Consider the following 24,722-nt stretch of genomic DNA (forward strand, 5'->3'; position numbering starts at 1 on the left):
AGTCCGTCCCGCGCGTGCGGGGACAGATGGCTGAGTGGGGCGGTCGGGGCCGGTACGGATGGCTGAGCGAGATGACCGTTTCGGGGCGACACGCCGCGTTTCGGGCTGGAATCAGGCTGTGGCTCAGCCCTCTGTCCCGGAACTGCCGGCGGGGGTCAGCCATCTGTCCTCGTCGCCGGGGTGACACTCAGCCATCCCTGCCCACCGGAATCAGGCGCGATCGGCGAGGATCGCGTGGCGCGCGTCGCCGATGCGGGCCAGGATCAGCGTCGCCTCGCGCGACCCGCGCAGCGCGAGTTTCTTGCGGAACGCCGCCGGATCGATGTCGACCCCGCGCTTCTTGATCTCCAACCGCCCGATGTCGGCCTTCTTCAACGCCGCACTGATCGCCTTCGGCTGCACCGGAAGCACCTCGCGCACCCGGAACGATGCGGCGAAGGGCGAATCGAGCGGGGCATCCGAGGTGAGGTACGCGATGTGCGGATCGAGCATTCCCGCGTCGTGCTCTCTGGCGAGGTCGCCGATGAGCCGGGCGCGGATCACGGCGCCGTCGGGCTCGTGCACGTACGCGCCCAGCGCGCGCACCTCGGCATCCTCGGCGTCGGCCGGCGCCGTGAGCTCGTGGGTCTCGTCGCCGCGGATCACCATCGCCGCGCGCCGCACGCCCTCGCGCGCCAGCGGTCCCGACCACAGCACGAGCTCGACGACGCTGCCGTCGGCACTGACCCACTGCGCCTCGGAACCGGTCGGAAGGGCGTTGCGATCGTGGCCGGGGCCGAGCTTGATCCCCGTTGGCACGCGCTCGGCGAGCGCGAACGCCCAGTCCAGCGCGGGGGAGTAGTCGGATGCCGCCACGCGCCGGGTCTCGGAATGCCCGGCCGTGCGGCGGGCGGGATCCAGCCACACCGCCGTTGGCGCGTCTCGCAGATGTGCAGCTTCCTCGGACGAATCCAATCCGCGCCCGAGATGCGTGTCGGCGAACTCCTCGGCCGTGCCCTGCTGCACGGTGACGTCGCCGCCGAACGGGGCCAGGTTGTACGCGGCGATCGCGGCGGTGACCTCGTCGGCGTCCACGGCGTGCACCTCGAGCCCTGCTCCGGCGAAGGCGAGCGCGTCGCCGCCGATCCCGCAGCCCAGGTCGGCGACGCCGGTGATGCCCGCCGCCCGCATCCGCCCGGCGTGACGCGCCGCGACCCCGAGGCGCGTGGCCTGCTCGAGCCCGGCGCGCGTGAACAGCATCCGCTCGGCGAAGCCGCCGAACTTGGCCACCGCCTTGGCTCGCAGCCGCGCCTGGCCGACGACAGCCGAGACGAGGTCGGGGGAGTGGCCCGCGGCGCGCAACCGGGTGACGGCGCGCGCGACCGCATCCGTCGAGTCGATGGGCCCGACCCCATCCAGCAGCCTCAGCCCTTCGGGGGTGAGCAGTGCGGTGAGCTCGGAGAGTTGCACCCTTTCACCCTAGAGGGGATGCCTCGCGCTGGCACTCGCATTGCGTGAGTGCCAGCGTTGCGCCTACACTGTGATTAGCACTCTCGCCATGAGGGTGCTAACTCAGTCTTGATTCGTCAGAAAGAGGTAGACCGTGTCGGTTTCCATCAAGCCGCTCGAGGACCGCATCGTCATCCAGCAGGTCGAGGCAGAGCAGACCACCGCGAGTGGACTGGTCATTCCCGACACCGCCAAGGAGAAGCCCCAGGAGGGCGAGGTCGTGGCCGTGGGCCCCGGCCGTATCGACGACAACGGCAACCGCGTTCCGCTCGACGTCGCCGTCGGCGACCGTGTGCTGTACAGCAAGTACGGCGGCACCGAGGTCAAGTTCGGCGCCGACGAGTACCTGGTGCTCTCGGCCCGCGACGTGCTCGCGGTCGTCGTCCGCTGACACATCGGCGACAGCTGACCGAAGGGTCCGGATGCTTCGGCATCCGGACCCTTCGTCGTCCCCGCGCGGACAGACTCGGTCGCGGATCGCCCAGGCACTCGCTGCGAATGAGGGCGAGGGGAGGACGGCGGCGCGTCAGATCCTCGGGCTTCCCACGGAGGACGGAAAGGAGGGCGCATCGCAGCGCCCGATCCAGATCAGGATCGATGCGTCCGTCCGACCCGACGAGTGGGATCATGAGACCGAATCCCCGCTCGGATTCGGTCGACGAGTCCATCGAGCGGATCCGTGGCAGTGCCTCCGCGCGGATGCCCGCGAGTAGTGCTGTTCTGCGCGCTCCGAAGCGTCTACGTCGTTATCGGGAATGTACGGATTGTCGATTGAGGGGGTGATTCGTCCGTCATAAGTTCAAGACATTCGCCACGGGGCCGGACGCCGCGGTCGAAGACGACGAGAGGGATCTCTATATGACAACTGGCAGCGGCGGAGCCGCGGTCTCGCTCCGGGACGTCAGCAAGACGTTCCAGACCGCCTCGGGACCGATGCAGGTCGTCGACTCCGTGAGCGTCGACATCGAGGCGGGAAGCTTCGTCTCCGTGATCGGCCCTTCCGGATGCGGGAAGACCACGGTGGTCCGCATGGTGGGCGACCTCCTCGCCCCGAGCGGCGGGGACATCCTCATCGACGGCCTCCCTCCATCCGCGGCGCGGGCGGCGCGTCAGTTCGGATTCGTCTTCCAACGACCGACCCTGGTGGAGTGGCGCTCGGTGCTGCGCAACGTGACCCTTCCCCTCGACGTGCTCGGATGGTCGCGGAAGGACAAGGAGAACCGTGGACGTGAGCTCCTGGAGCTCGTCGGCCTGGAGGATTTCGCCGACCACCGTCCCGATCAGATCTCCGGGGGGATGCAGCAGCGCGTCGCCATCGCCAGGGCGCTCTCCTACGACCCCGGCGTGCTGATCATGGACGAGCCCTTCGGCGCGTTGGATCTCATCACCCGTGACCGGATGGGCTTCGAGCTCCTGCGTATCCACGCGGAGGCGGGGAAGACCATCCTCTTCGTCACGCACAGTATCGACGAGGCCGTGCTCCTGTCCGACCGTGTCCTCGTCATGGGTCCGAGGCCGACGGCCGTGCAGAAGTTCGAGCAGGTCGATCTTCCCCGCCCGCGCGTACCGGATCATCGCGACGACCCCACTTTCATCGGGCTCGCCCACGAACTCCGGGAGATGTTGGAACCCCATGACTGACGCAACCTCTGTCGACAGCCCGCGCACGACGACGGTCGCGGTGGAGAAACCCGCCCGCAACGGCCTGCGCAAAGCCCTGACGAGTCTGCCCGCGATCATCTTCTACGGCGCGCTCCTGGTGCTCTGGGAGCTCGCGTCGCAGTTCGGCTGGGTGCGGTCATTCATCCTGCCGGGGCCTTCTCTCATCGCGCAGTCGATCGCCCTCAACTGGGACTCGCTGTGGTCGAACACCCTCGTGACCGCACGGGAGATCCTGATCGGGTTCCTCGTCGGCTCGCTTCTGGGTTTCATCCTCGCCCTCGGGATCTTCTACTCGAAACCGCTGCGGACGATCATCTATCCCGGGGTCGTGTTCCTGCAGACAGTGCCCAAGGTCGCGCTCGCACCGTTGTTCCTCATCTGGTTCGGAGTGGGCGAATCGTCGATCGTCGCCATCACGGCGCTGATCTGCCTCTTCCCGATCCTCGTGAACACCGTCGTCGGCTTCGAAGGCGTCGACGTGAACCTCCTGGAGCTCATGCACTCGGTGTCGGCGAACGGCTGGCAGAAATTCCGCATGATCTACCTGCCCGCGAGCCTCCCCGAGATCTTCGCCGGGCTCGAGGTCGGCATGTCGCTCGCCGTGGTGGGTGCCATCGTCGGCGAGTTCATCGGCGCCAGAGCGGGCCTGGGCTACCAGATCCTGATGGCGAACAGCCGGATCGACACCGCCGAGGTCTTCGCGGCGATCGTTTTCATCTCGGCGGTCGGAATGCTGTTCTACTTCGGCGTCCGCCTGCTGGGTCGTCTCCTGGTGGGGACGCGCGCCAATACGCGCACCGCCAGAGAGTCGGCCTGACGTCCTGCAACACACACCCCGAAACACCAACCCTTTGGAGCATCCATGCACCGCACACTGAAGTACCGGGCCATCGCCGCCGTCGGCGCGTCCGTGGCGCTTGCTCTCGCCCTCGGCGGGTGCGCAGCATCCTCCGACGAACCGGGCGGATCCGAGGGCGAGGGCGGCCTGGACCTGGTCACCCTGCGCCACTCCTGGGTCCCTGATCAGATCACCCTCCCGTACGCCGCAGCCAAGGCGCTGGGGTTCTATGAGGAGGAGGGCATCCAGCTCGTCGATCAGCCGGGCAACGGCGGCGCGACCTCCGTGCAGCTCGTCGCCAACGGCGAGGTCATGTTCGGCACGGGCGAGGCGTCGCACGTCATCTCCGCCCAGACCAAGGGCATCGAGCTCGTCTCGGTCATGCAGCAGTACCAGGAGCAGCCCAACGCCGTGATCACCATGAAGGACTCGGGAATCGAGGACTGGGACGATCTGCGTGGCAAGTCCATCGGCGGGGCCGTGGCCTCCTCCGGGCACCTCGCGACCCTCGCCGCGCTGCAGCTGAAGGGTATCGACGAGAGCGAGATCGACTTCGTCAACCTCAGCCCCGGTGCGCAGTTCGCGGCTCTCTCCGAGGGGCAGGTCGACGCGGCCGGAACGTTCCTCGGCAACCTCGCGGCGCTCGACCTCAAGGACGAGGTGAACATCCTCACCGTCGCGGATGCCGGGTACATCGCTCCGTCCACGAGCCTGTTCACCACCCCGGAGCTCATCGAGAAGAACCCCGACCTGGTCGAGCGCTTCGTGCGCGCCACCGTCAAGGGACTGCGGGCCGCGCTCGAGGACCCCAAGGGCACCTCCGAGGCGATGGCGGGGATGTACGCGAACGTCAACGCCGAGTCCCTGCAGGCGACTTTCGAGATGGACAGCCGCTTCCTCGTCAACGACTTCACCGACGAGAACGGACTCGGCATGCACAACGCCGACGCCTGGGAGCAGCAAGTCGAGATGCTCACCGAACTCGGCGAGCTCACCGGCGACGTCGACCTCTCGAAGGCCTTCACCAACGACTTCGTGGAGAAGACCGACAAGGCCGATCGCTCGTTCCCCCAGAAGTGACCTCATCGGGGCCCGTTCTCCGACGGGCCCCGATGCCCCATCCCTGACGAAGACGAAGAGGAGAACAGACATGGCGTTTCCCGAGGAGTACAAGCTCAAGTGGGCCGACTTCCCGCAGGACGAGTACGAATCGCGCGTGCGCCGCGCGCAGGAGCTGATGGCGGAGGACGGACTCGACGTCGTCGTGCTCACCTCGGGTGAGAATGTCGAGTACTTCTCCGGTTTCCAGAACGGGCACTGGAACTCGAAGTCGTTCCCCACCGGAGCGCTTCTTCTGCACCGCACGAAGAATCCGGTGCTGATCATCCCGCGGTTCTTCTCCGGAACGGCCTGGTCGTCGTCCTGGGTCGACGAGTACGCGATCTTCCCCGAACCGCACGCGGCCCCCCGCGATTTCGGGCGGGTCCTCGTCGATGCGGTCCGCAACCTCGGCGGGGCGACGGCGGTCGTCGGCTTCGAGCGGGGCACGCACCTGTCGCCCGGGTGGAACTTCGACGACCTGATCTATGTCACCGAGCACCTCGTCTCGGGGGAGATGCGCAGCGCGGCTCGCGTGATCTGGGGCTGCCGCATGATCAAGTCGGCACGGGAGATGGATCGGATGCGCTGGCTCACCAAGATCGCCGACGAGTCGATCACGGCCGCGCGCAACGATCTGGCGCTCGGGCAGACCGAGCGAGAGGTCGGCAACCGCATCGCCGTGGAGATCATGGCCCGCGGCGGCGACGACACCTCGTTCCGCAATATCAGGGCCGGATCCGACCGCTACCACTGCAGCGACTCGCTGCCGCAGGATCGCGCGTTCATCGACGGCGACCTCCTCATCATCGACACCGGCGCCAAGTACGGCCAGTACGTCACGGACGTGGCGTACACGACTCTGCTCGGCACGGCGACCGACCGTCATCGCGAGGTCTACGACATCACCGTCCGTGCGCAGGAGGCCGCGGTGGCGAAATGCCGTCCCGGCGTACCGGCCAAGGAGGTCTTCCTCGCTGCCGCACGCGTCATCGAGGAATCGGGACTCACCAGTCTCGACATGATCGGGCACGGGATCGGCATGGATCTGCACGAGCCGATCATGCTCACGCCATACAACGACGAGGTGCTCCAGGAGGGGATGGTCCTCGCCGTCGAGCCGTGGCTCTACGACCCGAGCGGGCTGGGCGTCTTCGCGCTGGAGGAGCACGTGATCGTCACGGCGGACGACCCGGAGATGCTCTCCTCGATCCCGCGCGACGAGCTCCTCGAAGTCCGCTGATCGAGATGGCTCTGCCCGCACTCAGCATCCACCTCTCCAATCACGGCGACGCCGCGCGGACGGTCGAGGACATCGTCCTGGCGGAGTCGCGGGGCGTGCGGCGCGTGTGGGTGTCGGAGGATCTCTTCCACCGCGGGGCGATGCCGATCGTGGCTGCCGCGCTGGCGCGTACCCGCACGATCGAACTCGCGTTCGGCGTGCTGGCTCCGCAGCATCGGCATCCGGCATCCATGGCGATGGACATCCGCAGTCTTCGCGAGATCGGAGGCGACCGGATCATCATCGGACTGGGCTCCGGTGTCGCCGAGCGTGGCGCGCTGATCGCTCAGCCGGCGTCGCCACCGCTACGGATCGTAGACGAGGCGGTCTCGGCGCTGCGCACGCTGCTCGCCGGCTCCGCGCTCGATCAGGAGGGAGTGCTGCACACGTCGAAGGGGCTGCGTCTGACCGGAGCGTCGGCCATCCCGCCGGTGTATGTCGCCGCAGTCGGTCCCAAGGCGCTGCAGCAGGCGGGGCGGCGAATGGACGGCGTCGTGCTCACGATGATGTGCTCGCAGGAGCACGCGCGCTGGGCGGCGGGACGGGTCGCCGCTGCCGCCGTCGATGCCGGCCGGGGGCAGGTGCCGGTCGTGGCCTATCTGCCCATCGCGGTCGATGAGGACGGGGCGGAGGCGCGCGACCGCATGCGCGGCGTTCTCGGCTATTTCATCGCGCGGTGGTCGCAGGTGGCCTTCCTTTCAAAGCTCTTCCTGGACTGGAGCGAGCTCGACGTCGAGAGGATGACGCGGATCCGTGAAGCGTTCGATGCGGGCGAGCCGCTCGACGAGCTGCTGCCGGACGCGCTCGTGGACCAGTACTGCGTGGCAGGGACGGCCGAGGAGTGCCACCGCACGATCGAGGCGTTCGCCGAGGCGGGGATCACGGAGATCGCGTTCGACGCCAGTGACGACCTCGACGGCGTGACGGCCCTGATCGCCGAGCTTCAGGACGGCGGGGCCTGAGATGCGCGTCGGGATCGCGCTGCCGCAGAGCTCAGCGGCAGCGCCAGGGCACCACGAGCTCACCGCCCGGTTCGCCGGGAGGGCCGAGAAACTGGGCCTGGACAGCCTCTGGGTCCAGGAGCAGATGCTCGGCTCGGACCCGAGCCTGGAGCCGATCGTGAACCTGGCCTTCGTCGCGGCGTGCACGCAGCGCATCCGCCTGGGCAGTGCGGCGATCATCGTCCCGCCGCGCAACCCCGTTGTCCTTGCCAAGCAGCTCACCAGCGTCGACCGGCTCAGCGGCGGGCGGCTGATCGCCGGGCTCGCCATCGGGGAGATGCCGCAGCTGTACGCCGCGTCCGGGGTGTCGCCGCGCGAGCGCGGTGCGCGGCTGGACGAGGCCGTCGAGGTCATCCGGGCGCTGTGGACCAGCACCTCGGTGCACATCGACGACGAGTACCGACGACTCGAGGGCGCGCGGATGGAACCGCAGCCGATCCAGCGGCCCCATCCGCCGATCTGGTTCGGCGGATCCTCGCAGGCGGCGCTGGTACGAGCCGCGCGGGTCGGACAGGGCTGGGTGGGCGCCGGCGGTTCCTCGTCGAGAGCGTTCGCCGAGGTCGCCGGTCGTCTGCGCGCGCTTCTTCTCGATCGACCGGGGTTCACGATCGCCAAGAAGGTCTACTTCGCGGTGGAGAGCACGCGCGAGCGCGCCGAGGAGCGGATCGTGGACTGGTTCGCCGCGCACTGGGGCTCCTCGCGCGATCCGAACAGCCTTGCCGCCGACGTCGCCGTCTTCGGCACCGCCGCGCAATGCGCCGAGGCTCTCGAGAGTCTGGCGGAGGTCGGTGATCCCGACCTGCTCATCGTCAACCCGGTCTACGACGAACCCGATCAGCTCGAGAGGCTCGTGGGAGAGGTGCTCCCGCATCTCCGCGAGGCGGTGAGCCTGCGCAACACTGCGCAGGACGGAGAGAAAGAGGAGCTATGGCGCTGAGTCTGGGATACAAGGCGTCCGCCGAGCAGTTCGGACCACGAGAGCTGGTGGAGCTTGCCGTGCAGGCCGAGCGGCACGGATTCGACTCCGCGACCGTCAGCGATCACTTCCAGCCCTGGCGCCACGTCGGCGGTCATGCGCCGTTCGCTCTGGCCTGGCTCGCCGCGGCGGGGGAGCGGACGGACCGGATCCGACTGGGAACGTCGGTGCTCACCCCCACGTTCCGCTATAATCCGGCTGTCCTCGCGCAGGCGTTCGCCACTCTCGGCTGCCTCTACCCGGGGCGCATCATCCTCGGCGTGGGGTCCGGCGAGGCGTTGAATGAGATCGCGACTGGTTTCCAGGGAGCAGGAGAGCAGGTCTGGCCGGAGTTCCGCGAGCGCTTCGCCCGGCTCCGCGAGGCTGTGCGGCTCGTGCGTGCGCTCTGGGCGGGGGAGCGGGTCAGCTTCGAGGGCGACTACTACTCGACCCACGATGCGAGCATCTACGATCGCCCCGTTTCACCGATCCCGATCTACATCGCCGCAGGGGGCCCTACCGTCGCGAAGTACGCCGGTCGCGCCGGTGACGGGTTCATCTGCACCTCCGGCAAGGGGCGCGAGCTCTACGTCGACGATCTGCTTCCCGCGGTCGCGGCGGGCGAACAGGCCGCAGGAAAGACCGAGGGCAGCACGGAACGGATGATCGAGATGAAGCTGTCGTTCGCGGACACGCTCGAGGAGGCGTACGAGAACACCCGTTTCTGGTCGCCGCTGTCTCTGTCGAAGCAGCAGAAGCACGACATCACTGACCCGGTGGAGATGGAAAGGGCGGCCGACGCGCTGCCGATCGAGCAGATCGCCTCGCGCTGGATCGTCAGTGCGGACGCCGACGACGCCGTGCAGAAGATCAAGGAGTACGTGGACATGGGGTTCACGCATCTCGTGTTCCATGGACCCGGTCAGGATCAGCGGCGCTTCATGGAGCTGTTCGAGCAACGGCTCGCCCCCCGGCTGCGGAAGCTCTGAGGGCGCGGCCGTCGGCGCGAGGACTAACGCGGCAACTCGTGCCGCTCCAGGATGAGTCCACCGACGGCACGCGTATCGAAGTAGGCGAAACGGCCGCCGTCGGTGAGGCTGCCCTCGGACACGACGGGGAATCCCGCCTCCGCCATCTCCGCGGTATCGGCGTCGAGGTCGTCCGTATAGGCGCAGACGTGCAACGCGTGCTCGCCCCTGTCACGAAGGACCTCCGCCTGGACGCTGTCGCCGCTCACCGGCTGCAGCAGTTCCAACTCGATCGGACCGAGCTGCACGCAGGCGCCGCGGACCACGGCGTCCGAGGGCACCCCGTGAACGCGCCGGTCCGATGCGGTCTCGGACGGTCCCTCGTGGAACGGGCCGATGCCCGCCTTCGCATAGTGCGCGATGGCCTCATCGAGATCCGTGACGACGACGCCGATCTGATAGATCCGATCCCAGTTCATGATTCCTCCGACTTCGAGAGCGTTTCTGCGACGCTAACCAGCGGAGCGGGCGAACGGGATCGCCGGAATGTACAAGCTCGTCGGCGGCGTCCCCGGACCGTACAGATCGGTGAGGGCGAAGCCATGACCCGTCCGCGGGGATCGTCTCAGCCGACGCGCTGGTTGCGCAGTTCCACCGCGAGCCAGAGCTCGAGGTACTGCGAGGAGTCGGAGATGTCGTAGCCGCTCAGCTCGGTGATCCTCTTGAGCCTGGCGCGCATCGTGTGGCGATGGATCTGCATCGTCACCGCCGAGGCCTCGATGCTGGCGATGGAATCGAAGTAAGCGCGCAGCGTCGGCAGCAGTTCGTGGCGAGGGTTGGCCTGATCGTGCGCCTCCAGCGGCGCGAGCACGCCGTGGGAGAACTCGGAGAGCCGATCCTCGTCCGCGAGGAAGATGCGCCGCAGCTGGTGTCCCTGTTTCGGGGCCGTTGCGAGGGGTATCCCGCGGGTGCGCGCGGCGCTCTGCGCCCGCACCGCCTCGGTATGGCTCTGCGGCGTCCGCTCCGCAGGACCCGCCTCGCCGATGCCGGCGTCGCCCAGGCCCAGCTCCGCGATGAGCGCGCTGAGGCGATCGAACACGTCCGGGCGGGGATCGCAGAGGATCACGGTCGTCTGATCCTGATCGTTCAGGACGAGGGCGTCGCCGGCGAGGTCGTCGAGGCCGGCGAGGAAGGCACGACGCTGAGCCACCGACTGCGTGCGCACGCAGACGACCTGCGTGGATGCCGCATCGACCCTCGCCGCGGAGAAGACCGCCGCGAGGTTCTCAGAGTTCTCCTTCGCCGCCAGCAGCATCGCCGCCAGAGTCGCCCGCGCGTTCCGCAGCGGGGCACCGGCCATGTCCCGCAGGTCGAGGAGGAGTCCGAGCACGGGTGCGGCGACCTTCAGGAGCGCGCGTTCCTCCGCGGTGAAAGGCACCCGCTTGGCGGAGACGGCGAATCCGCGGGCCCTTCCCTCGGTCACCAGCGGGAAGACGACCATCGAGCGCCCGGCGTCCTCCTGGATCGAGATCGCGCCCTGTCGATCGCGCAGGAGCTGTCGGCGGATCCGACGGCTCAGCTCGTCGCCGAGGATGATGTCCGGTGTGTTGATCACGGGGCGCAGCCGGATGTCGTAGACGGACACCGCGAGTCCAGACATCGCGCGAAGACGCTCGGCGGCGCCCTCGAGGCCGCTTCCCGAGGCAGCCTCTGACATCAGCCGCTGCTGCGCGTCGACGAGAGAGCGCAGAGGCTGGGCGCTCGCCGCGCTGATGGCGTCGGCGACGGCGCGGACGACGGCCTGCAGCGGGGTCCGCTGCGGCACCAGGATGAGGCGCAATCCCGTCTTCTCCGCGGCGGCGATCAGCGCCTCGGGGATCGTCTGATGCGTGAGGTCGGAGCCGACGCTGACTCCGAGCGCCACCACCCCTCGCTCGACCAGCCGCTGACAGTAGCGGAGGGCGTCGTCGCCATCCCAGGAGGCGCTCAGTCCGGTGGTCAGGAGCAGTTCGCCGCCTTCGAGCCAAGGGGTGGGGTCGTCGAGCTCGCTGACGTGCGCCCATCGCACGTCGAGGTCCAGGGGGTCGCCGGTGAGCAGACGCAGGCCCAGATCGGGGTGGGCGAGGACGGTGCGGAGGGGGACCATGCCTCACTCTCTCATGCGTCTTCGGTCGCGGCGAAGACGACCTCTCCACAACGGCGTCCCCGCCGTCGAAGATGTACATTGCGGATGCTGTTCGACCGAATCGCCGGTTCCTATCGTGGAGGAGTTCACCCCGAAGGAGGAGTCCATGCGCGAGGTCGCGCGGTTTGCACATCCCTACATCCCCAACTCCGCTCCCGTCGTCAAAGCGGAGATGCTGGCGACCGTCGGTGTCGCCGACGTGGACGAGCTCTATGCCTCGATCCCGAATGCTCTGCGCTTCGAGGGCGAACTCGACCTGCCATCGGCGTTGGAATCGGAGGTCGCCCTCCGCCGCCACATGAACGGCCTGCTTGCGCGCAACGTCACCGCCGGCCAGACGCTCTCCTTCCTCGGCGCCGGTTGCTATCAGCACTACGTCCCCTCCATTTGCGGCGAGATCAACTCGCGGGCGGAGTTCCTGACCGCCTACGCGGGCGAGCCCTATGAGGACCACGGCAAGTGGCAGGCGATCTTCGAGTACACGAGCCTGATGGCGGATCTGCTGGAGATGGACGTCGTGAACGTACCGAACTACGACGGCTATCAGGCTGCGGCGACCGCGCTGAGGATGGCCGTGCGGATGACCGGCCGCGCCACCGTCCTCGTCTCGGACGCGGTGCTCGCCGACAAGCGTCGCAAGATCGAGTCGTATCTGGAGGGCGCGGCCACCGTGGTCGTGCTGCCCGTCGACCGTGAGACGGGGCGAGTCGTCCCCTCGGCGGTGGAAGAACGGATGGGCGATGACGTCGCCGCCGTGTACCTGGAGACGCCCAATGCGCTCGGCGTGGTCGAGACTGAGCTCTCGGCGATCGCCGGGATCGCACACGGCGCGGGGGGTCTGCTGATCTGCGGGGTGGAGCCGCTCGCACTCGGATTCCTGGAGAGTCCCGCCTCGTCCGGCGCGGACATCCTCTGCGGAGACATCCAGGCGCTGGGGCTGGGGATGCACTTCGGCGGTGCGCACGGCGGTTTCATCGCCACACACGACGAGGAGACGTTCGTCTACGAGTTCCCGTCCCGGTTGTTCGGCATCGCGCCGACCGTCGAGGACGGTGAGCTCGGCTTCACCGACGTGGCCTATGAGCGCACGTCCCTGGCGATGCGCGAGGAGGGGATCGAGTGGGTCGGCACGGCTGCGGCCCTGTGGGGGATCACCGCCGGCGTGTACCTGTCCCTCCTCGGACCGCACGGACTGAGCGAGCTGGGCGAGACGGTGGCCGCCAACACCCGCTACGCGATCGAGAGGATCCGTGTTCTCCCCGGCGCTGAGATCATCGCCGCCGATGCCCCGCACTGGCGCGAGTTCGCCGTCCGCTTCGAGGGCCGGACGGCCGCCGAGGTGGAGAGCGGTCTGCGCGGGCGCGGGATCTTCGGGGCGGTGCCGCTGAGGCGCGAGCTCCCCGATCTCGGCGAGACGGTCCTCTTCGCCGTCACCGAGATTCATTCGAGCGCGGACATCGACCGGCTCGCCGACGCCCTGGAGGGGATCCTGGCATGACGGATATCCTGACCGCTCGCACACCGCTCGCCGCGCTCTCCGATCAGGAGGGGCGGACGCCCCGCGATTATCACGCCGCGCGCTGGAACGAGCCGCTCATCTTCGCCCTGGGCAGTGAGGGCGAGCGGGGCGTCCGCGTTCCGCTCGCTGATCCGGCCGCCTTGGAAGCGCTCTCCCGTGGTGCGGAAGCGGCCGTGCGCCGTGCGCGGCCGACGGCGCTTCCCGAGGTCGGTCAGGCACAGGTGCTGCGGCATTTCCTCCGGCTGTCGCAGGAGACCCTCGGTGCCGATCTGAACGTGGACATCGGCCAGGGCACCTGCACGATGAAGTACAGCCCCAAGGTCAACGAGGAGTTCGCCGGAGCCGCGCAGAGCGTCGAGACGCATCCGTTGCAGCATCCGTCCACGGTTCAGGGGACGCTGGAGATCCTCCACGAGCTGGAACGCGCAATCGCGTCCGTGTCGGGCATGGACGCGGTCTCGTTGCAGGCGGGTGCGGGGTCGGCCGCGATCTGGGGGAACGTGCAGATCGTCCGCGCGTACCACGCCGACCGCGGCGAGGGAGAACAGCGGGACGAGGTGGTCACGACGATCTTCTCCCATCCGTCCAACGCGGCGACGGCGAAGACCGCCGGCTACCGCGTCGTCACGCTGTACCCCGGCGACGACGGGCTGATCGAGCTGGATGCCCTGCGCGCGGCGCTGTCGGAGCGCACAGCGGCGCTGCTCATCACGAACCCGGAGGATACCGGGATCTTCAATCCGGCGATCGCGGAGATCGTCGCCGCTGCGCACGAGGTGGGTGCACTGTGCGTCTACGATCAGGCGAACGCGAACGGCATCCTCGGTATCACCCGGGCGCGGGAGGCGGGATTCGATCTGTGCCATTTCAACCTCCACAAGACGTTCTCCACACCTCACGCGTGCGGGGGTCCCGCGGCAGGGGCGATCGGCGCGACCGCGGAGCTCGAGCCGTTCCTTCCTGGTCCGCGACTCGTCCGCGGCGAGGACGGATTCCGCCTCGAGGACCGCGGCCCGCGGACGACCGCGCCGATCCGTCCGTTCTGGGGCGTCGTGCCGAACCTGATCCGCGCGTACGCCTGGATCAGGGCGCTCGGTGCCGAGGGTCTGCGGGAGGTCGCCGAGATCGCGGTGCTGAACAACAATTACGTCATGAGCCGTCTGTCCGAGGTGGAGGGCGTTCGCCCCGCCTACCTGGAGGGCGCTCATCCTCCCATCGAGCAGGTGCGCTACAGCTGGGACGGTCTCGCCCGTGACACCGGGGTGACCTCAGGAGAGCTCGGACAGCGCCTCGCGGACTTCGGCATGCACCTGTGGACGAGTCATCACCCCTACGTCGTGCCCGATCCGGCGACGATCGAGCCCACCGAGGCCTATGCGCGACGGGAGTTGGACGAGTACGTGGACGCGCTCCGCCAGGCGAGCGCCGAGGCGAGGGAGGACCCGGAGTTCGTCCGTCGTGCACCCTACAAGTCGAGCATTCATCACGTCGATGCCCAGTCGATGACCGATCCGGAGACCTGGGCGACGTCATGGCGCGCGTATCGGCGCAAGTATCTGGGAGAGGACGTGCGGATACCGGCCCACTGGTCTCCGTCGGTGGATTCTCCGACCCGCGAACGGCAAGAGAAGCTCTTCCACCGATGACCTCCGCGTGCGGCCTCATCGTCAACCCCGTCGCCGGTGTCGGCGGCGAGGTTGCACTGGCGGGGAGCGACGGTGACCGGGTGCAGCGCCTCGCCCTCTCCAAGGGGGCGGTTCCGCGGGCGTCGCTGAAGGCGGGGCGGGCCGTCGGCGCGATCCTCGCGCGCAGTCCGGAGACGGTCTTCCTCACCGGAGGAGGAGTCCTCGGTGAAGACGTCTGCCGACGGGAGGGGGCCGGGCATCGTGTGCTCGTCCCCGCTCCGCAGTCGACGTCCGCGGAGGATACGCGACGGCTCGCACAGGCGCTCCGCGACGAGGGTGCCGAGCTGATCCTCTTCGTCGGGGGAGACGGCACCGCCAGGGACGTCTGCGCCGTGATCGGCGAGGATATTCCGGTGCTCGGAGTCCCCGCCGGGGTGAAGATGCACTCCGGCGTGTTCGCGATCACTCCGGAGCATGCCGGACCGCTCGTGGCCACGGTGTTCGCGGGGCACCGGGCGGTCGAGCGCGCCGAGGTCGTCGACATCGACGAGGATGCGCGTCGCGCGGGCCGTCTCTCGGCACGGCTGTACGGTCATGTCTTGGTGCCCGTCGCCCCCGAGGCCGTGCAGCGCGGGAAGGCCGGCGTCTCGCCGGGCGATCCGTCCTCGGTCGACGGTATCGCCGCCGAAGTCGCCGGCCGGTGGGAGCCGGGGGTCCCCTGCCTTCTCGGTCCGGGAACGACGGTGCAGCGGATCGCGGAACGCCTCGGGCTGAGCTCGTCGCTCCTCGGCGTCGACGTGGTTCTCGACGGGGTGCTGACGGGGAGCGATCTCGACGCCACCGCGCTGCACGACGCCGTCGGCGCCGGTCGGTTCCAGGTGCTGGTGTCTCCCGTTGGCGGTCAGGGCATGGTGCTCGGCCGCGGAAACCAGCAGATCGACGCCGCGCTGCTCTCCCGGCTCGACCCGGCGGACCTGCTCATCGCCTGCCCTCCTCGCAAGCTCGCACAGTTCGCCGGTCGCGGCCTGCTCATCGACGCGCCGAGCGACGCTCTTAATCGTCGATTCCGCGGGATGCGGAGGGTGATCGTCGGCCACCGCGAGGACGCGCTCCTGCGCGTAGCATGACCGGACGCGGCTAAGGTCGTGTAGTGACCACCCCTTCGCGCACCTCACCGGTGGGCGTCGCCTATGGCGTCTCCGCCTACTTGCTCTGGGGGCTGCTGCCGATTTACTTCCTGCTGCTCGTGCCCACCGGCCCGTGGGAGCTGGTGGCCTGGCGCGTGCTGCTGTCGTTCGTGCTGTGCCTCGTGCTGCTCACGGTCGTGCGCGGATGGAAGCCTTTCCTCGCGATCGTGCGCCAGCCGCGACTGCTGGGCTGGACGGCGCTGGCCGGCGCGGTCATCTATGTCAACTGGCAGGTCTTCGTGCTCGCCGCGCTCTCGGACCACATCGTCGAGACGAGCCTGGGGTACTTCATCAATCCGATCTTCACGGTGCTGCTGGGCGTCTTCGTGCTCGGCGAGCGGCTGCGCCCGCTGCAATGGACCGCCGTGGGCATCGCCGCGATCGCCGTGGTCGTCATCGTCGTCGCCTACGGATCGTTCCCGTGGATCGCCCTGACCCTGGCCGCCTCGTTCGGCAGTTACGGACTGATCAAGAAGAAGATCGGCCCGGCCGTGGACGCGCTCAGCGGCCTGACACTGGAATCGTTCTGGCTCGTCCCCGTCGCCGTCGTGCAGCTCGTGCTCGTCGCCCAGCTCGGCACGCTCACCTACGGCACGGTCAGCACGACGCACACCGTGCTGCTGTCGTTCGCCGGCATCGCCACGGCCATGCCGCTGCTGCTGTTCGCCGCCAGCACGCGGCGGATCGGCCTGTCGGTCGTGGGGATGCTGCAGTTCATCACCCCGGTCATGCAGTTCATCACGGGCGCGTTCATCCAGGGCGAGCCGATGCCCGTCGAGCGATGGATCGGATTCGGGATCGTCTGGGTCGCGATCGCCGTCTTCCTCATCGATCTGGCGATCGCCGGCCGTCGCGACCGCCGTACCGCGCAGGCCGCCGCGGTCGGCGCGGTGGTCTGAACGACGGATCGTTAGCGCACCGATACCCACCGGGCGAAACGGCGCCATAGGGTTGGATCACCCCGGGCATGCGCGAGCATGCTCGCTGTTGTCAAAAGGAGCATCAATGAACCGAACGAAGAGCTCGCGGAAGAGCCTACTCGCGGGTATCGCGCTGATCGGCGCCTCGGCACTGGTCATCACCGGATGTGCGGGAAACGCCGCCACTCCGGAGTCCTCGGACGCGCCGGCCGATGTCGACCTCACACTGAAGCTCGGCTCGCTCCTGCCGTCGACGGGAACGCTGGCGTTCCTCGGCGCGCCGATGAACGCCGGTGTCGAGCTCGCCGTCGCGGAGATCAACGAGGCCGATGCCGGGATCACCGTCGATCTCACCGCCGAAGACGAGGGCGACCTCGACAACAAGGCGTACGAGACCTCGATCACCAACCTGCAGAGTGCGGGCATCACGGCCATGATCGGTGCCGCATCCTCGGGTGTGTCCAAGCTGATCCTCGACGGGAACGCCGGTGCGGGCATCCTCACCGTGTCGCCGTCGAACACGTCGGCGGAGTTCACGGGCATCAACCCGCTGTACTTCCGCACCGCCCCCAGCGACAGCCTGCAGGGCGAGGTGCTGGCCAACCAGGTGGCCGAAGACGGCCACAGCACGCTCGGCATCATCTACCAGAACGACCCGTACGGCTCGGGCCTGTTCGACAGCATCAAGACCACGTTCGAGGGAACGGGCGGCCAGGTCGTCGCCGATGCGTCGTACAACCAGACCGACGGTCAGTTCAACGCCCAGGTGCAGACGATCGCCGCAGCCAAGCCGGATGCCGTCGCCATCGTCTCGTACGACCAGTTCCTGACCATCGCACCGCTGCTGGTCAACGCCGGCATCAACCCGGGTTCGCTGTACCTGGTCGACGGTAATCTGAAGGACTACCCCGACCTGCCCGTCGACCTGACCGGGTCGAAGGGGACGCGCGCCGGTGCCGACCTGCCCGACTCGTTCCTCGACGACCTCAACGCGGCCTGGACCGCCAAGGGCAACGACCCGATCGACGCCGTCACGTACTCCGCCGAGGCGTACGACGGCGTCATCCTGATCGCGCTGGCCGCCCTCAAGGCCGGATCGGTCGAGGGTGCCGACATCGCCGAGAACATGCAGGAGGTCTCCGGCGGCAGCGGCAAGGGTGAGAAGTGCACGAGCTTCGCCGAGTGCGCGAAGATCATCGCGTCCGGCGGCACGGCCGACTACGACGGCTACTCCGGCGAGATCACCTTCGACGACCAGAACGACCCGAAGGGCGCCGACGTCGGCGTCTACGAGTACGGGGCGGGCAACGTCCAGACGCGCATCAAGTAAGCGCTGACCACGAGAGAAAGGGCTCCGGATCACCCGATCCGGAGCCCTTTCTCTCGTGCGTTCGTGTCGGTCAGTCGTCGGTGCCGAGGGTGCCCAGGTACAGCCCGATCACCTTCGGGTCGTTGAGCAGCTCGCGCCCCGGACCCTCGTAGGCGTCCTTGCCCTGGTCGAGCACATAACCGCGGTCGCAGATCTGCAGGCAGCGCCGCGCGTTCTGCTCGACCATGATCGTCGTGACGCCGGCCCTGTTGATATCGGAGACGCGGATGAACGCGTCATCCTGCCGCACCGGAGAAAGCCCCGCCGAGGGCTCGTCGAGCAGCAGCACCGACGGATCCATCATGAGCGCCCGCGACATGGCCACCATCTGGCGCTCGCCGCCCGAGAGCGAGCCCGCCCGCTGCTTCAGCCGCCCGCCGAGCTCGGCGAAGATGCCGGTGACGAACTCGAGGCGCTCGGCGAAGATCTTCGGGTTCTGGTACAGCCCCATCTGGAGGTTCTCGGCGATCGTGAGCGACGGGAAGACGTTGTTCGTCTGCGGCACGAACGCCACTCCGCGCGAGACGAGCTTGTCGGCCTTGAGGCCCACGATGCTCTCGCCGTTGACGGTGATCTTTCCCGAGCGCACCTGCACCATCCCGAAGATGGACTTCAGCAGCGTCGACTTGCCGGCGCCGTTGGGTCCGATGATCCCGATGAGCTCGCCCTTGCGGGCCACGAGGTTCGCGCCGTTCAGGATGTTCACCCCCGGCAGGTAGCCGGCGTGCACGTCGGTGAGCTCGACGACCACGTCGTCGCTCGGCGAGGGGATGCCGTTGCGCTGCGCGTTCTCGACGGTCATGAGCGCTCCTCCTCGGCCGCGTCGAACCCTTCCTCGATCTCGGCCTCCGCCTCGGCCTCGATCTCCTCGCGATCCCGGCGGTCCTCCTCGGACACGACCTCGAGGCGTCCGGTGACGGCGCCCAGGTCGACATCCTGATGCGCGCCGAGGTAGGCGTCGACGACGGCGGGATCCGACATCACCTGTGCGGGCGGACCCTCGGCGACCACGCGGCCCTCCGCCATGACGACGACCCAGTCGGCGATGTGACGCACCATGTGCATGTCGTGCTCGACGAACAGCACCGTCATCCCGAGTTCCTTGAGCCCCAGGATGTGATCCAGCAGCGACTGCGTCAATGCCGGGTTCACGCCGGCCATCGGCTCGTCGAGCATCACCAGCGTCGGATCGCTCATCAGGGCCCGCGCCATCTCGAGCAGCTTGCGCTGCCCGCCCGAGAGCGAGGCGGCGAAGTCCTTCTCCTTGGCGTCGAGCTTGAACCGGGCGAGCAGCTCGCGCGCCTTCTGCTCGATCTCGGCCTCCTGGCCGCGCCACAGGAACGGGAACAAGCTTGACCAGAACTTCTCGCCGCGCTGCGACTGGGCGCCCAGCTTCATGTTCTCCAGCACCGTCAGCAGTGACAGCGCCTTGGTGAGCTGGAACGTGCGCACCTGCCCCATGCGCGACACCTTGAACGAGGGCACGCCTGACAGCGCGGTGCCGTCGAACGTCCAGGTGCCGGAGTTGGGGCGGTCGAATCCGCACAGCAGGTTGAACAGGGTCGTCTTGCCGGCGCCGTTCGGCCCGATCAGCGCCGTGATGGCTCCGCGCGGGATCTCGAGGTGATCGACGTCGACGGCGACGAGACCGCCGAAGCGGCGGCGCACTCCGTCGGCCACGAGGATCGGGTCGGTCTTCGCCACCCCCGGTGCGGCGGGGCCCGTGGCGATCGGCTGGTTCTCCGTTGACGCCTGGTTCTCAGTTGACAAAGGTCATCTCCCTCTTGTTGCCGAGGATGCCCTGCGGGCGGAACACCACGATCAGCATGAGCACGACGCCGATGAGGATGTAGCGGACGATATCGCCCTGCTCGGCCGTGATCGGCAGGATGCCCGAGTCGGCCATCTGGGGGAGGAGGCCCCCGAGGAAGGCGAACACCATCCAGAACAGAACGGCGCCCAGTACGGGCCCGAACACGGTCGCCGCACCGCCGAGGAGCAGGATCGTCCACAGGAAGAACGTCAGCGACGTCGTGTAGCTGCCGGGGATCACCGCGGAGGGCAGCACGAAGACGACACCGCCCAGCGCGCCGATGACACCGCCGATCACGAGCGACTGCATCTTGTAGGCGAACACGTTCTTGCCCAGCGAGCGCACGGCATCCTCATCCTCGCGGATGCCCTTGAGCACCCGGCCCCAGGGGCTGCGCACGAGGGCCCACACGAGCAGAACCGACACGGCGAGCACGATGAGCCCGAACACGCGCACCCACAGGTCGTTCGCGTTGTACGTCCACGGCCCGAAGCCGTACGTCCCGGGAGGGAACGGGTTCGCATCGCGGAAACCCGTGTGGTAGCCGGAGAGGCCGCCGGAGCCGTTCGTCCACTTCTTGAACAGCTCGGTCGTGAACAGCAGGCGCACGACCTCCGCAGCGGCGATGGTGGCGATCGCCAGATAGTCGGCGCGCAGACGCAGGGTGGGGATGCCCAGCAGCAGCGCGAACAGCGCACCGCAGGCCGCGCCCACGATCACGCCCAGCCACCAGGGCAGGCCGAACGTGAGGATCGAGATGGCGTACCCGTATCCGCCGACCGCCATGAACGCGGCCATGCCGAAGTTGAGCAGTCCGGCGTAGCCGAAGTGCATCGCGAGCCCCGTGGCCGCCAGCGCGTAGGCGATCGTGGTGGGGCTGAACAGGTAGGAGGCGGTGTTGCCGAAGATGCTGCCGAAATCCATCTCAGCCTATCCTTTCCTTGCGCCCGAGAAGCCCCTGCGGCCGCAGCAGCAGGACCAGGATCAGGGCGACGAGAGCGCTGGCGTACTTCAGGTCGGAAGGGACGCCGAACAGTGTCGGCACTTCGACGGCGAGCCCGACGATGATCGATCCGATGAGCGCGCCGATGGCCGATCCGAGACCGCCCAGCGTGATCGCGCAGAACATCAGCAGCAGCATCTGCATACCCATGTCCCACTTGACTCCGGGGCGGAAGTACGCCCAGAGGATGCCCGAGATCGCCGCGAGCAGACCCGCGAGGATCCAGACGATCCGCACCACCTTGTCGACGTCGATGCCCGAGGCGGCGGCGAGCTGCGGGTTGTCGGAGATGGCCCTGGTCGCCTTGCCGACCCTCGTGCGGGTGAGGAAGAACGCCATGCCGAGGATGACGACGAGGCTCACCGACATGCCGATCAGATCGATGTACGACAGGCTGACCGGGCCCAGGCGCATCGGCTCGGGGCTCGATCCCGGCAGCTGCCGGGTGCTGCCGCCGATGATGAACTGCAGCGCATAGCGCAGGGCGAGCGAGAGCCCGATGCTCACGATCATGAGCTGCACCACGCCCAGGCCGCGCCGGCGCAGCGGGCGCCAGATCACGGCATCCGAGGCCCATCCCAGCAGGATGCCGGCCAGCACCGCGGCGATGATGCCCGCCCACAGCGGCAGGTGCAGCATCGAGGTGACCACGACCACGACGACCGGCCCCCATGTGACCATCTCGCCGTGTGCGAAGTTCGACAGCCGTGTGGTGCCGTAGATCAGCGCCGCGCCCATCGAGGCCAGCCCCAGCAGGAGGCCGAAGTTCAACCCCCCGACCGTGCGCGAGAGCAGCTGGTCGACGAACGACGCCGTCTGCCGCTCGCCGGCGCCGAGGAACAGGTTGACGATCTTCGTTCCGGTGAGGCCGAACTCCGCCTCGAACGACGCCGTCGTGCCCGACACCGGCTGCAGGCCCTCGGGAAGCTGCGAGGCGTCGACGATGACGCCGTCGGGAAGGGTGTCTTCGTCGACCTTGAGCGTGTACGTGTCCTTCTCGGGCACGTACAGGCGCCACTTGCCCTCGGCGTCGGTCTTCGTCTTCGCGTCGAAGCCGCCGCCGTCGACCGACATGGTCACATCGGGCACCGGTTCGCCCTCGAAGGTGATGACTCCGGCGAAGTAGAAATCGGTCTGCTCCTGGTCGCCGCCCGGGGTGTCCGGGGCATCGGCGGCGTGCGCGCCGGGTGCCGAGAACAGCACCATCACGGCGGCGAGGAGAAGACCGAGCAACGCGATCAGCCACGGGGCGGATCGTCGCGCGGCCATGGTCGTCGGGCTCACTGGGCCTCCTGTCCGAGGGGGACCGAGGCAGTATCGGGTGCATCGGCCTCGATGTCGACGGTATGAGCGTAATCCGTCGGGTCTGCTTCGGCCAACGGTCGTGACGCACACGTTGCCCGCGACGCCCGCTCCGCCAGACTGATGTCCGCCCGATCGCGGGGAATACGGCGGGTCGGTCGGCGCTTAGAATCGGAGAAGGACAGGCCGCCGCCCGCGCGGATCCCGCGCGTGTCACGAGAAGGAGCCCCATGGACCAGCACGACCCGTTCGGATTCGTCGGCCTCACCTACGACGACGTGCTGCTCCTGCCCGGTCACACCGACGTCATCCCCAGCGAAGCCGACACCTCCTCGCGGGTGACGCGACGCATCTCGGTCGCCACTCCGCTGCTCTCCAGCGCCATGGACACCGTCACCGAGGCGCGCATGGCCATCGCCATGGCGCGCGAGGGCGGCATCGGCATCCTGCACCGCAACCTGTCGATCGCCGATCAGGCCGCGCAGGTCGACCGGGTCAAGCGCAGCGAGTCTGGCATGATCACCGATCCGATCACGACCACCCCCGAGGCGACCGTCGAAGAAGTCGACGGGCTGTGCGCGACGTACCGCATCTCGGGCCTTCCCGTGGTGGATGCCGATGGGCGCCTCGTGGGCATCGTCACCAACCGCGACATGCGCTTCGTCTCGGGCTTCGAGCGCCAGACCACCCTCGTCAGGGATGTCATGACCAAGGAGGGACTGATCACCGCCCCCGTGGGTGTGGCCGCCGGCGAGGTCATCGCGCTGTTCGCCAAGCACCGCGTGGAGAAGCTGCCGCTGATCGACGAGGACGGCAAGCTGGCGGGCCTCATCACCATCAAGGACTTCGACAAGAGCGAGAAGTATCCGCTCGCCACCAAGGACGACCAGGGGCGCCTCCGCGTCGGCGCCGCGATCGGCTTCTTCGGCGACGCGTGGGAGCGCGCCGAAGCGCTGCGCGACGCGGGCGTCGACGTGCTCGTCGTCGACACCGCCAACGGCCAGTCGCAGGGCGTGATCGATCTCGTGCAGCGGCTCAAAGCCGACGAGTCGTTCGCGCACATCGACGTCATCGGCGGCAACGTCGCCACTCGCGAGGGCGCGCAGGCGCTCGTGGATGCGGGCGTCGACGCCGTGAAGGTGGGCGTCGGCCCCGGCTCGATCTGCACCACCCGCGTGGTCGCCGGCGTGGGCGTGCCCCAGGTGACCGCCGTGTACGAGGCGTCGCTGGCGGCTCGGCCCGCCGGCATCCCCGTGATCGCCGACGGCGGACTGCAGTACTCCGGTGACATCGCCAAGGCGCTCGTCGCCGGCGCGGATGCCGTGATGCTCGGATCGCTCCTGGCCGGCACCGACGAGTCGCCGGGCGAGATCGTCTTCCAGAGCGGCAAGCAGTTCAAGCAGTACCGCGGCATGGGTTCGCTCGGCGCCATGCAGACGCGCGGCAAGCAGACCTCGTACTCCAAGGACCGCTACTTCCAGGCAGACGTGCCCAGCGACGACAAGCTCATCCCCGAGGGCATCGAGGGACAGGTGCCCTACCGCGGGCCGGTGTCGGCTGTGGCGTACCAGCTCGTGGGCGGGCTGCGCCAGTCGATGTTCTACGTCGGCGCCCGCACCATCCCCGAGCTCAAGGAGCGGGGCAAGTTCGTGCGCATCACCTCGGCCGGGCTCAAGGAATCGCACCCGCACGACGTGCAGATCGTGGTCGAGGCGCCCAACTACAAGCGCTGACAGACGGCGGGCGCGTATCCCGGGGTTTCCGATGTCGCCGGGGCGGCGTAGCGTGCGGGCATGTGCCGCAACATCGTCCCCCTGAACAATCTCGAGCCCGCCGCGACGGATGAGGAGTGCCACGACGCCGCTGTGCAGTTCGTGCGCAAGATCTCCGGGGCGACGAAGCCGTCGAGGGCCAATCAGGAGGTCTTCGACCGGGCCGTCGCCGAGATCGAGCAAGCCACCCGTCGCCTTCTCGACGGACTCGTCACCTCCGCGCCGCCGAAGAACCGCGAGCAGGAGGCGACCAAGCGCCGAGCGCGCTCCGCGGAACGGTATGAGGCGATCCGGGTCTTCCAGGAGCAGAAGCGCGCCTCCCGCGCAGCAGGCCGCTGACACCCCTCCCATCAGCAGTGGCACGATGCGGGCATGAATACCACATAGGCTGCTCCGATGGGAGATCGAGGGCGTCTCGTCGTGCCCGCGGAGCTGCGCGTGCGGTTGGACTGGACCCAGGGAACGACCCTGTTGTTCATCGAGATGGGCGATGGCGTGATCGTGGCGACGCGCGACCAGGCGAAGGCGCTGATGCGGCGGCAGCTGGGCGGGGCGGACCTCGTGAGCGAGCTGCTCGCCGAGCGCCGAGACGCCGCGCGCGTCGACGACGCCGCATGATCGTGCTCGACGCCTCGCCATGGCCGCACGGTTTGACGCGCGCGTGCTGACAGCAGACCGGGAGTGGGGATCGTCAGAACAGATCGTGCAGTTGCGCACGGCCGACTGACACTGTCG

The 24,722-nt window shown here is 68.3% G+C and carries 23 protein-coding genes; 16 read left to right on the top strand and 7 right to left on the bottom strand.

All coding sequences use genetic code 11. The features are described 5' to 3' along the window. Positions 1–210: 210 nt before the first annotated feature. Positions 211–1,449 (bottom strand): THUMP-like domain-containing protein, encoded by a 1,239-nt coding sequence (locus BKA02_RS08435; RefSeq protein WP_179433080.1) that lies wholly within the window; start codon positions 1,447–1,449, stop codon positions 211–213. Between the two features lie 133 nt (positions 1,450–1,582). Between BKA02_RS08435 and groES the strand changes: the two genes are divergently transcribed. From groES to fgd, 8 genes are all read left to right on the top strand, one after another. After that, positions 1,583–1,879 carry a co-chaperone GroES gene (groES, locus tag BKA02_RS08440; RefSeq protein ID WP_067242196.1) on the top strand — a complete coding sequence of 99 codons (297 nt, stop codon included), beginning with the start codon at positions 1,583–1,585 and terminating at the stop codon, positions 1,877–1,879. Between the two features lie 467 nt (positions 1,880–2,346). Then, on the top strand, positions 2,347–3,129 hold the full coding sequence (locus BKA02_RS08445; RefSeq protein WP_179433082.1) for an ABC transporter ATP-binding protein: 783 nt from the start codon (positions 2,347–2,349) through the stop codon (positions 3,127–3,129). Further along, positions 3,122–3,967 (top strand): ABC transporter permease, encoded by an 846-nt coding sequence (locus BKA02_RS08450; RefSeq protein ID WP_179433084.1) that lies wholly within the window; start codon positions 3,122–3,124, stop codon positions 3,965–3,967. The genes BKA02_RS08445 and BKA02_RS08450 overlap by 8 nt, the downstream gene beginning before the upstream one ends. 45 nt (positions 3,968–4,012) lie before the next feature. After that, the gene (locus BKA02_RS08455) at positions 4,013–5,068 is read left to right on the top strand and encodes an ABC transporter substrate-binding protein (protein ID WP_179433086.1); all 1,056 of its coding nucleotides are present in this window, start codon (positions 4,013–4,015) and stop codon (positions 5,066–5,068) included. 70 nt (positions 5,069–5,138) lie between these two features. Then, on the top strand, positions 5,139–6,329 hold the full coding sequence (locus tag BKA02_RS08460) for a M24 family metallopeptidase (RefSeq protein ID WP_179433088.1): 1,191 nt from the start codon (positions 5,139–5,141) through the stop codon (positions 6,327–6,329). Between the two features lie 5 nt (positions 6,330–6,334). Next, positions 6,335–7,330: an LLM class flavin-dependent oxidoreductase gene (locus BKA02_RS08465; protein WP_179433090.1), complete on the top strand. Its 996-nt coding sequence runs from the start codon at positions 6,335–6,337 to the stop codon at positions 7,328–7,330. Between the two features lies 1 nt (position 7,331). After that, a complete protein-coding gene (locus BKA02_RS08470; RefSeq protein ID WP_179433092.1) occupies positions 7,332–8,306 on the top strand; it encodes an LLM class flavin-dependent oxidoreductase in 975 nt (324 codons plus the stop codon). Continuing rightward, positions 8,297–9,313: a glucose-6-phosphate dehydrogenase (coenzyme-F420) gene (gene fgd, locus BKA02_RS08475; RefSeq protein WP_179433094.1), complete on the top strand. Its 1,017-nt coding sequence runs from the start codon at positions 8,297–8,299 to the stop codon at positions 9,311–9,313. Before BKA02_RS08470 ends, fgd begins: the two co-directional genes overlap by 10 nt. A gap of 23 nt (positions 9,314–9,336) precedes the next feature. On the opposite strand, the gene BKA02_RS08480 is transcribed toward fgd, so the two are convergent. Both BKA02_RS08480 and BKA02_RS08485 read right to left on the bottom strand, forming a co-directional pair. Then, a complete protein-coding gene (locus BKA02_RS08480) occupies positions 9,337–9,771 on the bottom strand; it encodes a VOC family protein (protein WP_179433096.1) in 435 nt (144 codons plus the stop codon). Between the two features lie 146 nt (positions 9,772–9,917). Next, positions 9,918–11,438 (bottom strand): PucR family transcriptional regulator, encoded by a 1,521-nt coding sequence (locus BKA02_RS08485; RefSeq protein WP_179433098.1) that lies wholly within the window; start codon positions 11,436–11,438, stop codon positions 9,918–9,920. Positions 11,439–11,583: 145 nt separating this feature from the next. Between BKA02_RS08485 and gcvPA the strand changes: the two genes are divergently transcribed. The 5 genes from gcvPA (at position 11,584) to BKA02_RS08510 (ending at position 18,058) form a co-directional block, all read left to right on the top strand. Further along, entirely contained in the window at positions 11,584–12,975 is a 1,392-nt protein-coding gene (gcvPA, locus tag BKA02_RS08490; protein ID WP_179433100.1) for an aminomethyl-transferring glycine dehydrogenase subunit GcvPA, read from the top strand. Continuing rightward, positions 12,972–14,642, top strand: a complete 1,671-nt coding sequence (gene gcvPB / locus BKA02_RS08495) for an aminomethyl-transferring glycine dehydrogenase subunit GcvPB (RefSeq protein WP_179433102.1) — start codon at positions 12,972–12,974, stop codon at positions 14,640–14,642. The genes gcvPA and gcvPB overlap by 4 nt, the downstream gene beginning before the upstream one ends. Beyond that, positions 14,639–15,748 carry an ATP-NAD kinase family protein gene (locus BKA02_RS08500; RefSeq protein ID WP_179433104.1) on the top strand — a complete coding sequence of 370 codons (1,110 nt, stop codon included), beginning with the start codon at positions 14,639–14,641 and terminating at the stop codon, positions 15,746–15,748. The genes gcvPB and BKA02_RS08500 overlap by 4 nt, the downstream gene beginning before the upstream one ends. Positions 15,749–15,771: 23 nt before the next feature. Then, a complete protein-coding gene (gene rarD, locus BKA02_RS08505) occupies positions 15,772–16,707 on the top strand; it encodes an EamA family transporter RarD (protein WP_179433106.1) in 936 nt (311 codons plus the stop codon). A 106-nt stretch (positions 16,708–16,813) separates the two neighbouring features. Then, positions 16,814–18,058 carry an ABC transporter substrate-binding protein gene (locus BKA02_RS08510; RefSeq protein WP_179433108.1) on the top strand — a complete coding sequence of 415 codons (1,245 nt, stop codon included), beginning with the start codon at positions 16,814–16,816 and terminating at the stop codon, positions 18,056–18,058. A gap of 70 nt (positions 18,059–18,128) precedes the next feature. On the opposite strand, the gene BKA02_RS08515 is transcribed toward BKA02_RS08510, so the two are convergent. Genes BKA02_RS08515 through BKA02_RS08530 form a run of 4 tightly spaced genes read right to left on the bottom strand, consistent with a single transcriptional unit; the run spans position 18,129 to position 22,182 of the window. Further along, positions 18,129–18,899 (bottom strand): ABC transporter ATP-binding protein, encoded by a 771-nt coding sequence (locus BKA02_RS08515; RefSeq protein WP_179433110.1) that lies wholly within the window; start codon positions 18,897–18,899, stop codon positions 18,129–18,131. Next, entirely contained in the window at positions 18,896–19,867 is a 972-nt protein-coding gene (locus BKA02_RS08520) for an ABC transporter ATP-binding protein (RefSeq protein WP_179433112.1), read from the bottom strand. The genes BKA02_RS08515 and BKA02_RS08520 overlap by 4 nt, the downstream gene beginning before the upstream one ends. Continuing rightward, positions 19,857–20,834: a branched-chain amino acid ABC transporter permease gene (locus tag BKA02_RS08525; RefSeq protein WP_179433114.1), complete on the bottom strand. Its 978-nt coding sequence runs from the start codon at positions 20,832–20,834 to the stop codon at positions 19,857–19,859. The genes BKA02_RS08520 and BKA02_RS08525 overlap by 11 nt, the downstream gene beginning before the upstream one ends. Before the next feature lies 1 nt (position 20,835). Beyond that, positions 20,836–22,182: an ABC transporter permease subunit gene (locus BKA02_RS08530; protein ID WP_179435337.1), complete on the bottom strand. Its 1,347-nt coding sequence runs from the start codon at positions 22,180–22,182 to the stop codon at positions 20,836–20,838. Between the two features lie 263 nt (positions 22,183–22,445). Here BKA02_RS08530 and guaB point away from each other — a divergent pair, with 263 nt between their 5' ends. The 3 genes from guaB to BKA02_RS08545 are packed head-to-tail and all read left to right on the top strand — an operon-like array spanning position 22,446 to position 24,605. Further along, a complete protein-coding gene (gene guaB, locus BKA02_RS08535) occupies positions 22,446–23,948 on the top strand; it encodes an IMP dehydrogenase (RefSeq protein ID WP_179433116.1) in 1,503 nt (500 codons plus the stop codon). Between the two features lie 60 nt (positions 23,949–24,008). Next, positions 24,009–24,326 (top strand): DUF2277 domain-containing protein, encoded by a 318-nt coding sequence (locus BKA02_RS08540; protein WP_179433117.1) that lies wholly within the window; start codon positions 24,009–24,011, stop codon positions 24,324–24,326. Positions 24,327–24,383: 57 nt separating this feature from the next. Next, complete coding sequence (locus BKA02_RS08545) at positions 24,384–24,605, top strand: AbrB/MazE/SpoVT family DNA-binding domain-containing protein (RefSeq protein ID WP_179433119.1); 222 nt, start codon at positions 24,384–24,386, stop codon at positions 24,603–24,605. Positions 24,606–24,722: the final 117 nt, after the last annotated feature.

The sequence above is a fragment of the Microbacterium pseudoresistens genome, assembly GCF_013409745.1.
GTDB lineage: Bacteria > Actinomycetota > Actinomycetes > Actinomycetales > Microbacteriaceae > Microbacterium > Microbacterium pseudoresistens.

What these genes read in the sequence shown, in the direction of transcription:
- guaB (WP_179433116.1), top strand. Translation starts at nt 22,446, where the DNA reads ATGGACCAGCACGACCCGTTCGGATTCGTCGGCCTCACCTACGACGAC.
- fgd (WP_179433094.1), top strand. Translation starts at nt 8,297, where the DNA reads ATGGCGCTGAGTCTGGGATACAAGGCGTCCGCCGAGCAGTTCGGACCA.
- BKA02_RS08455 (WP_179433086.1), top strand. Translation starts at nt 4,013, where the DNA reads ATGCACCGCACACTGAAGTACCGGGCCATCGCCGCCGTCGGCGCGTCC.
- BKA02_RS08545 (WP_179433119.1), top strand. Translation starts at nt 24,384, where the DNA reads ATGGGAGATCGAGGGCGTCTCGTCGTGCCCGCGGAGCTGCGCGTGCGG.
- BKA02_RS08515 (WP_179433110.1), bottom strand. Translation starts at nt 18,899, where the DNA reads ATGACCGTCGAGAACGCGCAGCGCAACGGCATCCCCTCGCCGAGCGAC.
- BKA02_RS08460 (WP_179433088.1), top strand. Translation starts at nt 5,139, where the DNA reads ATGGCGTTTCCCGAGGAGTACAAGCTCAAGTGGGCCGACTTCCCGCAG.
- BKA02_RS08510 (WP_179433108.1), top strand. Translation starts at nt 16,814, where the DNA reads ATGAACCGAACGAAGAGCTCGCGGAAGAGCCTACTCGCGGGTATCGCG.
- gcvPB (WP_179433102.1), top strand. Translation starts at nt 12,972, where the DNA reads ATGACGGATATCCTGACCGCTCGCACACCGCTCGCCGCGCTCTCCGAT.
- BKA02_RS08450 (WP_179433084.1), top strand. Translation starts at nt 3,122, where the DNA reads ATGACTGACGCAACCTCTGTCGACAGCCCGCGCACGACGACGGTCGCG.
- BKA02_RS08525 (WP_179433114.1), bottom strand. Translation starts at nt 20,834, where the DNA reads ATGGATTTCGGCAGCATCTTCGGCAACACCGCCTCCTACCTGTTCAGC.
- BKA02_RS08465 (WP_179433090.1), top strand. Translation starts at nt 6,335, where the DNA reads ATGGCTCTGCCCGCACTCAGCATCCACCTCTCCAATCACGGCGACGCC.
- BKA02_RS08445 (WP_179433082.1), top strand. Translation starts at nt 2,347, where the DNA reads ATGACAACTGGCAGCGGCGGAGCCGCGGTCTCGCTCCGGGACGTCAGC.
- BKA02_RS08530 (WP_179435337.1), bottom strand. Translation starts at nt 22,182, where the DNA reads ATGGCCGCGCGACGATCCGCCCCGTGGCTGATCGCGTTGCTCGGTCTT.
- BKA02_RS08540 (WP_179433117.1), top strand. Translation starts at nt 24,009, where the DNA reads ATGTGCCGCAACATCGTCCCCCTGAACAATCTCGAGCCCGCCGCGACG.
- BKA02_RS08470 (WP_179433092.1), top strand. Translation starts at nt 7,332, where the DNA reads ATGCGCGTCGGGATCGCGCTGCCGCAGAGCTCAGCGGCAGCGCCAGGG.
- BKA02_RS08500 (WP_179433104.1), top strand. Translation starts at nt 14,639, where the DNA reads ATGACCTCCGCGTGCGGCCTCATCGTCAACCCCGTCGCCGGTGTCGGC.
- BKA02_RS08480 (WP_179433096.1), bottom strand. Translation starts at nt 9,771, where the DNA reads ATGAACTGGGATCGGATCTATCAGATCGGCGTCGTCGTCACGGATCTC.
- BKA02_RS08485 (WP_179433098.1), bottom strand. Translation starts at nt 11,438, where the DNA reads ATGGTCCCCCTCCGCACCGTCCTCGCCCACCCCGATCTGGGCCTGCGT.
- gcvPA (WP_179433100.1), top strand. Translation starts at nt 11,584, where the DNA reads ATGCGCGAGGTCGCGCGGTTTGCACATCCCTACATCCCCAACTCCGCT.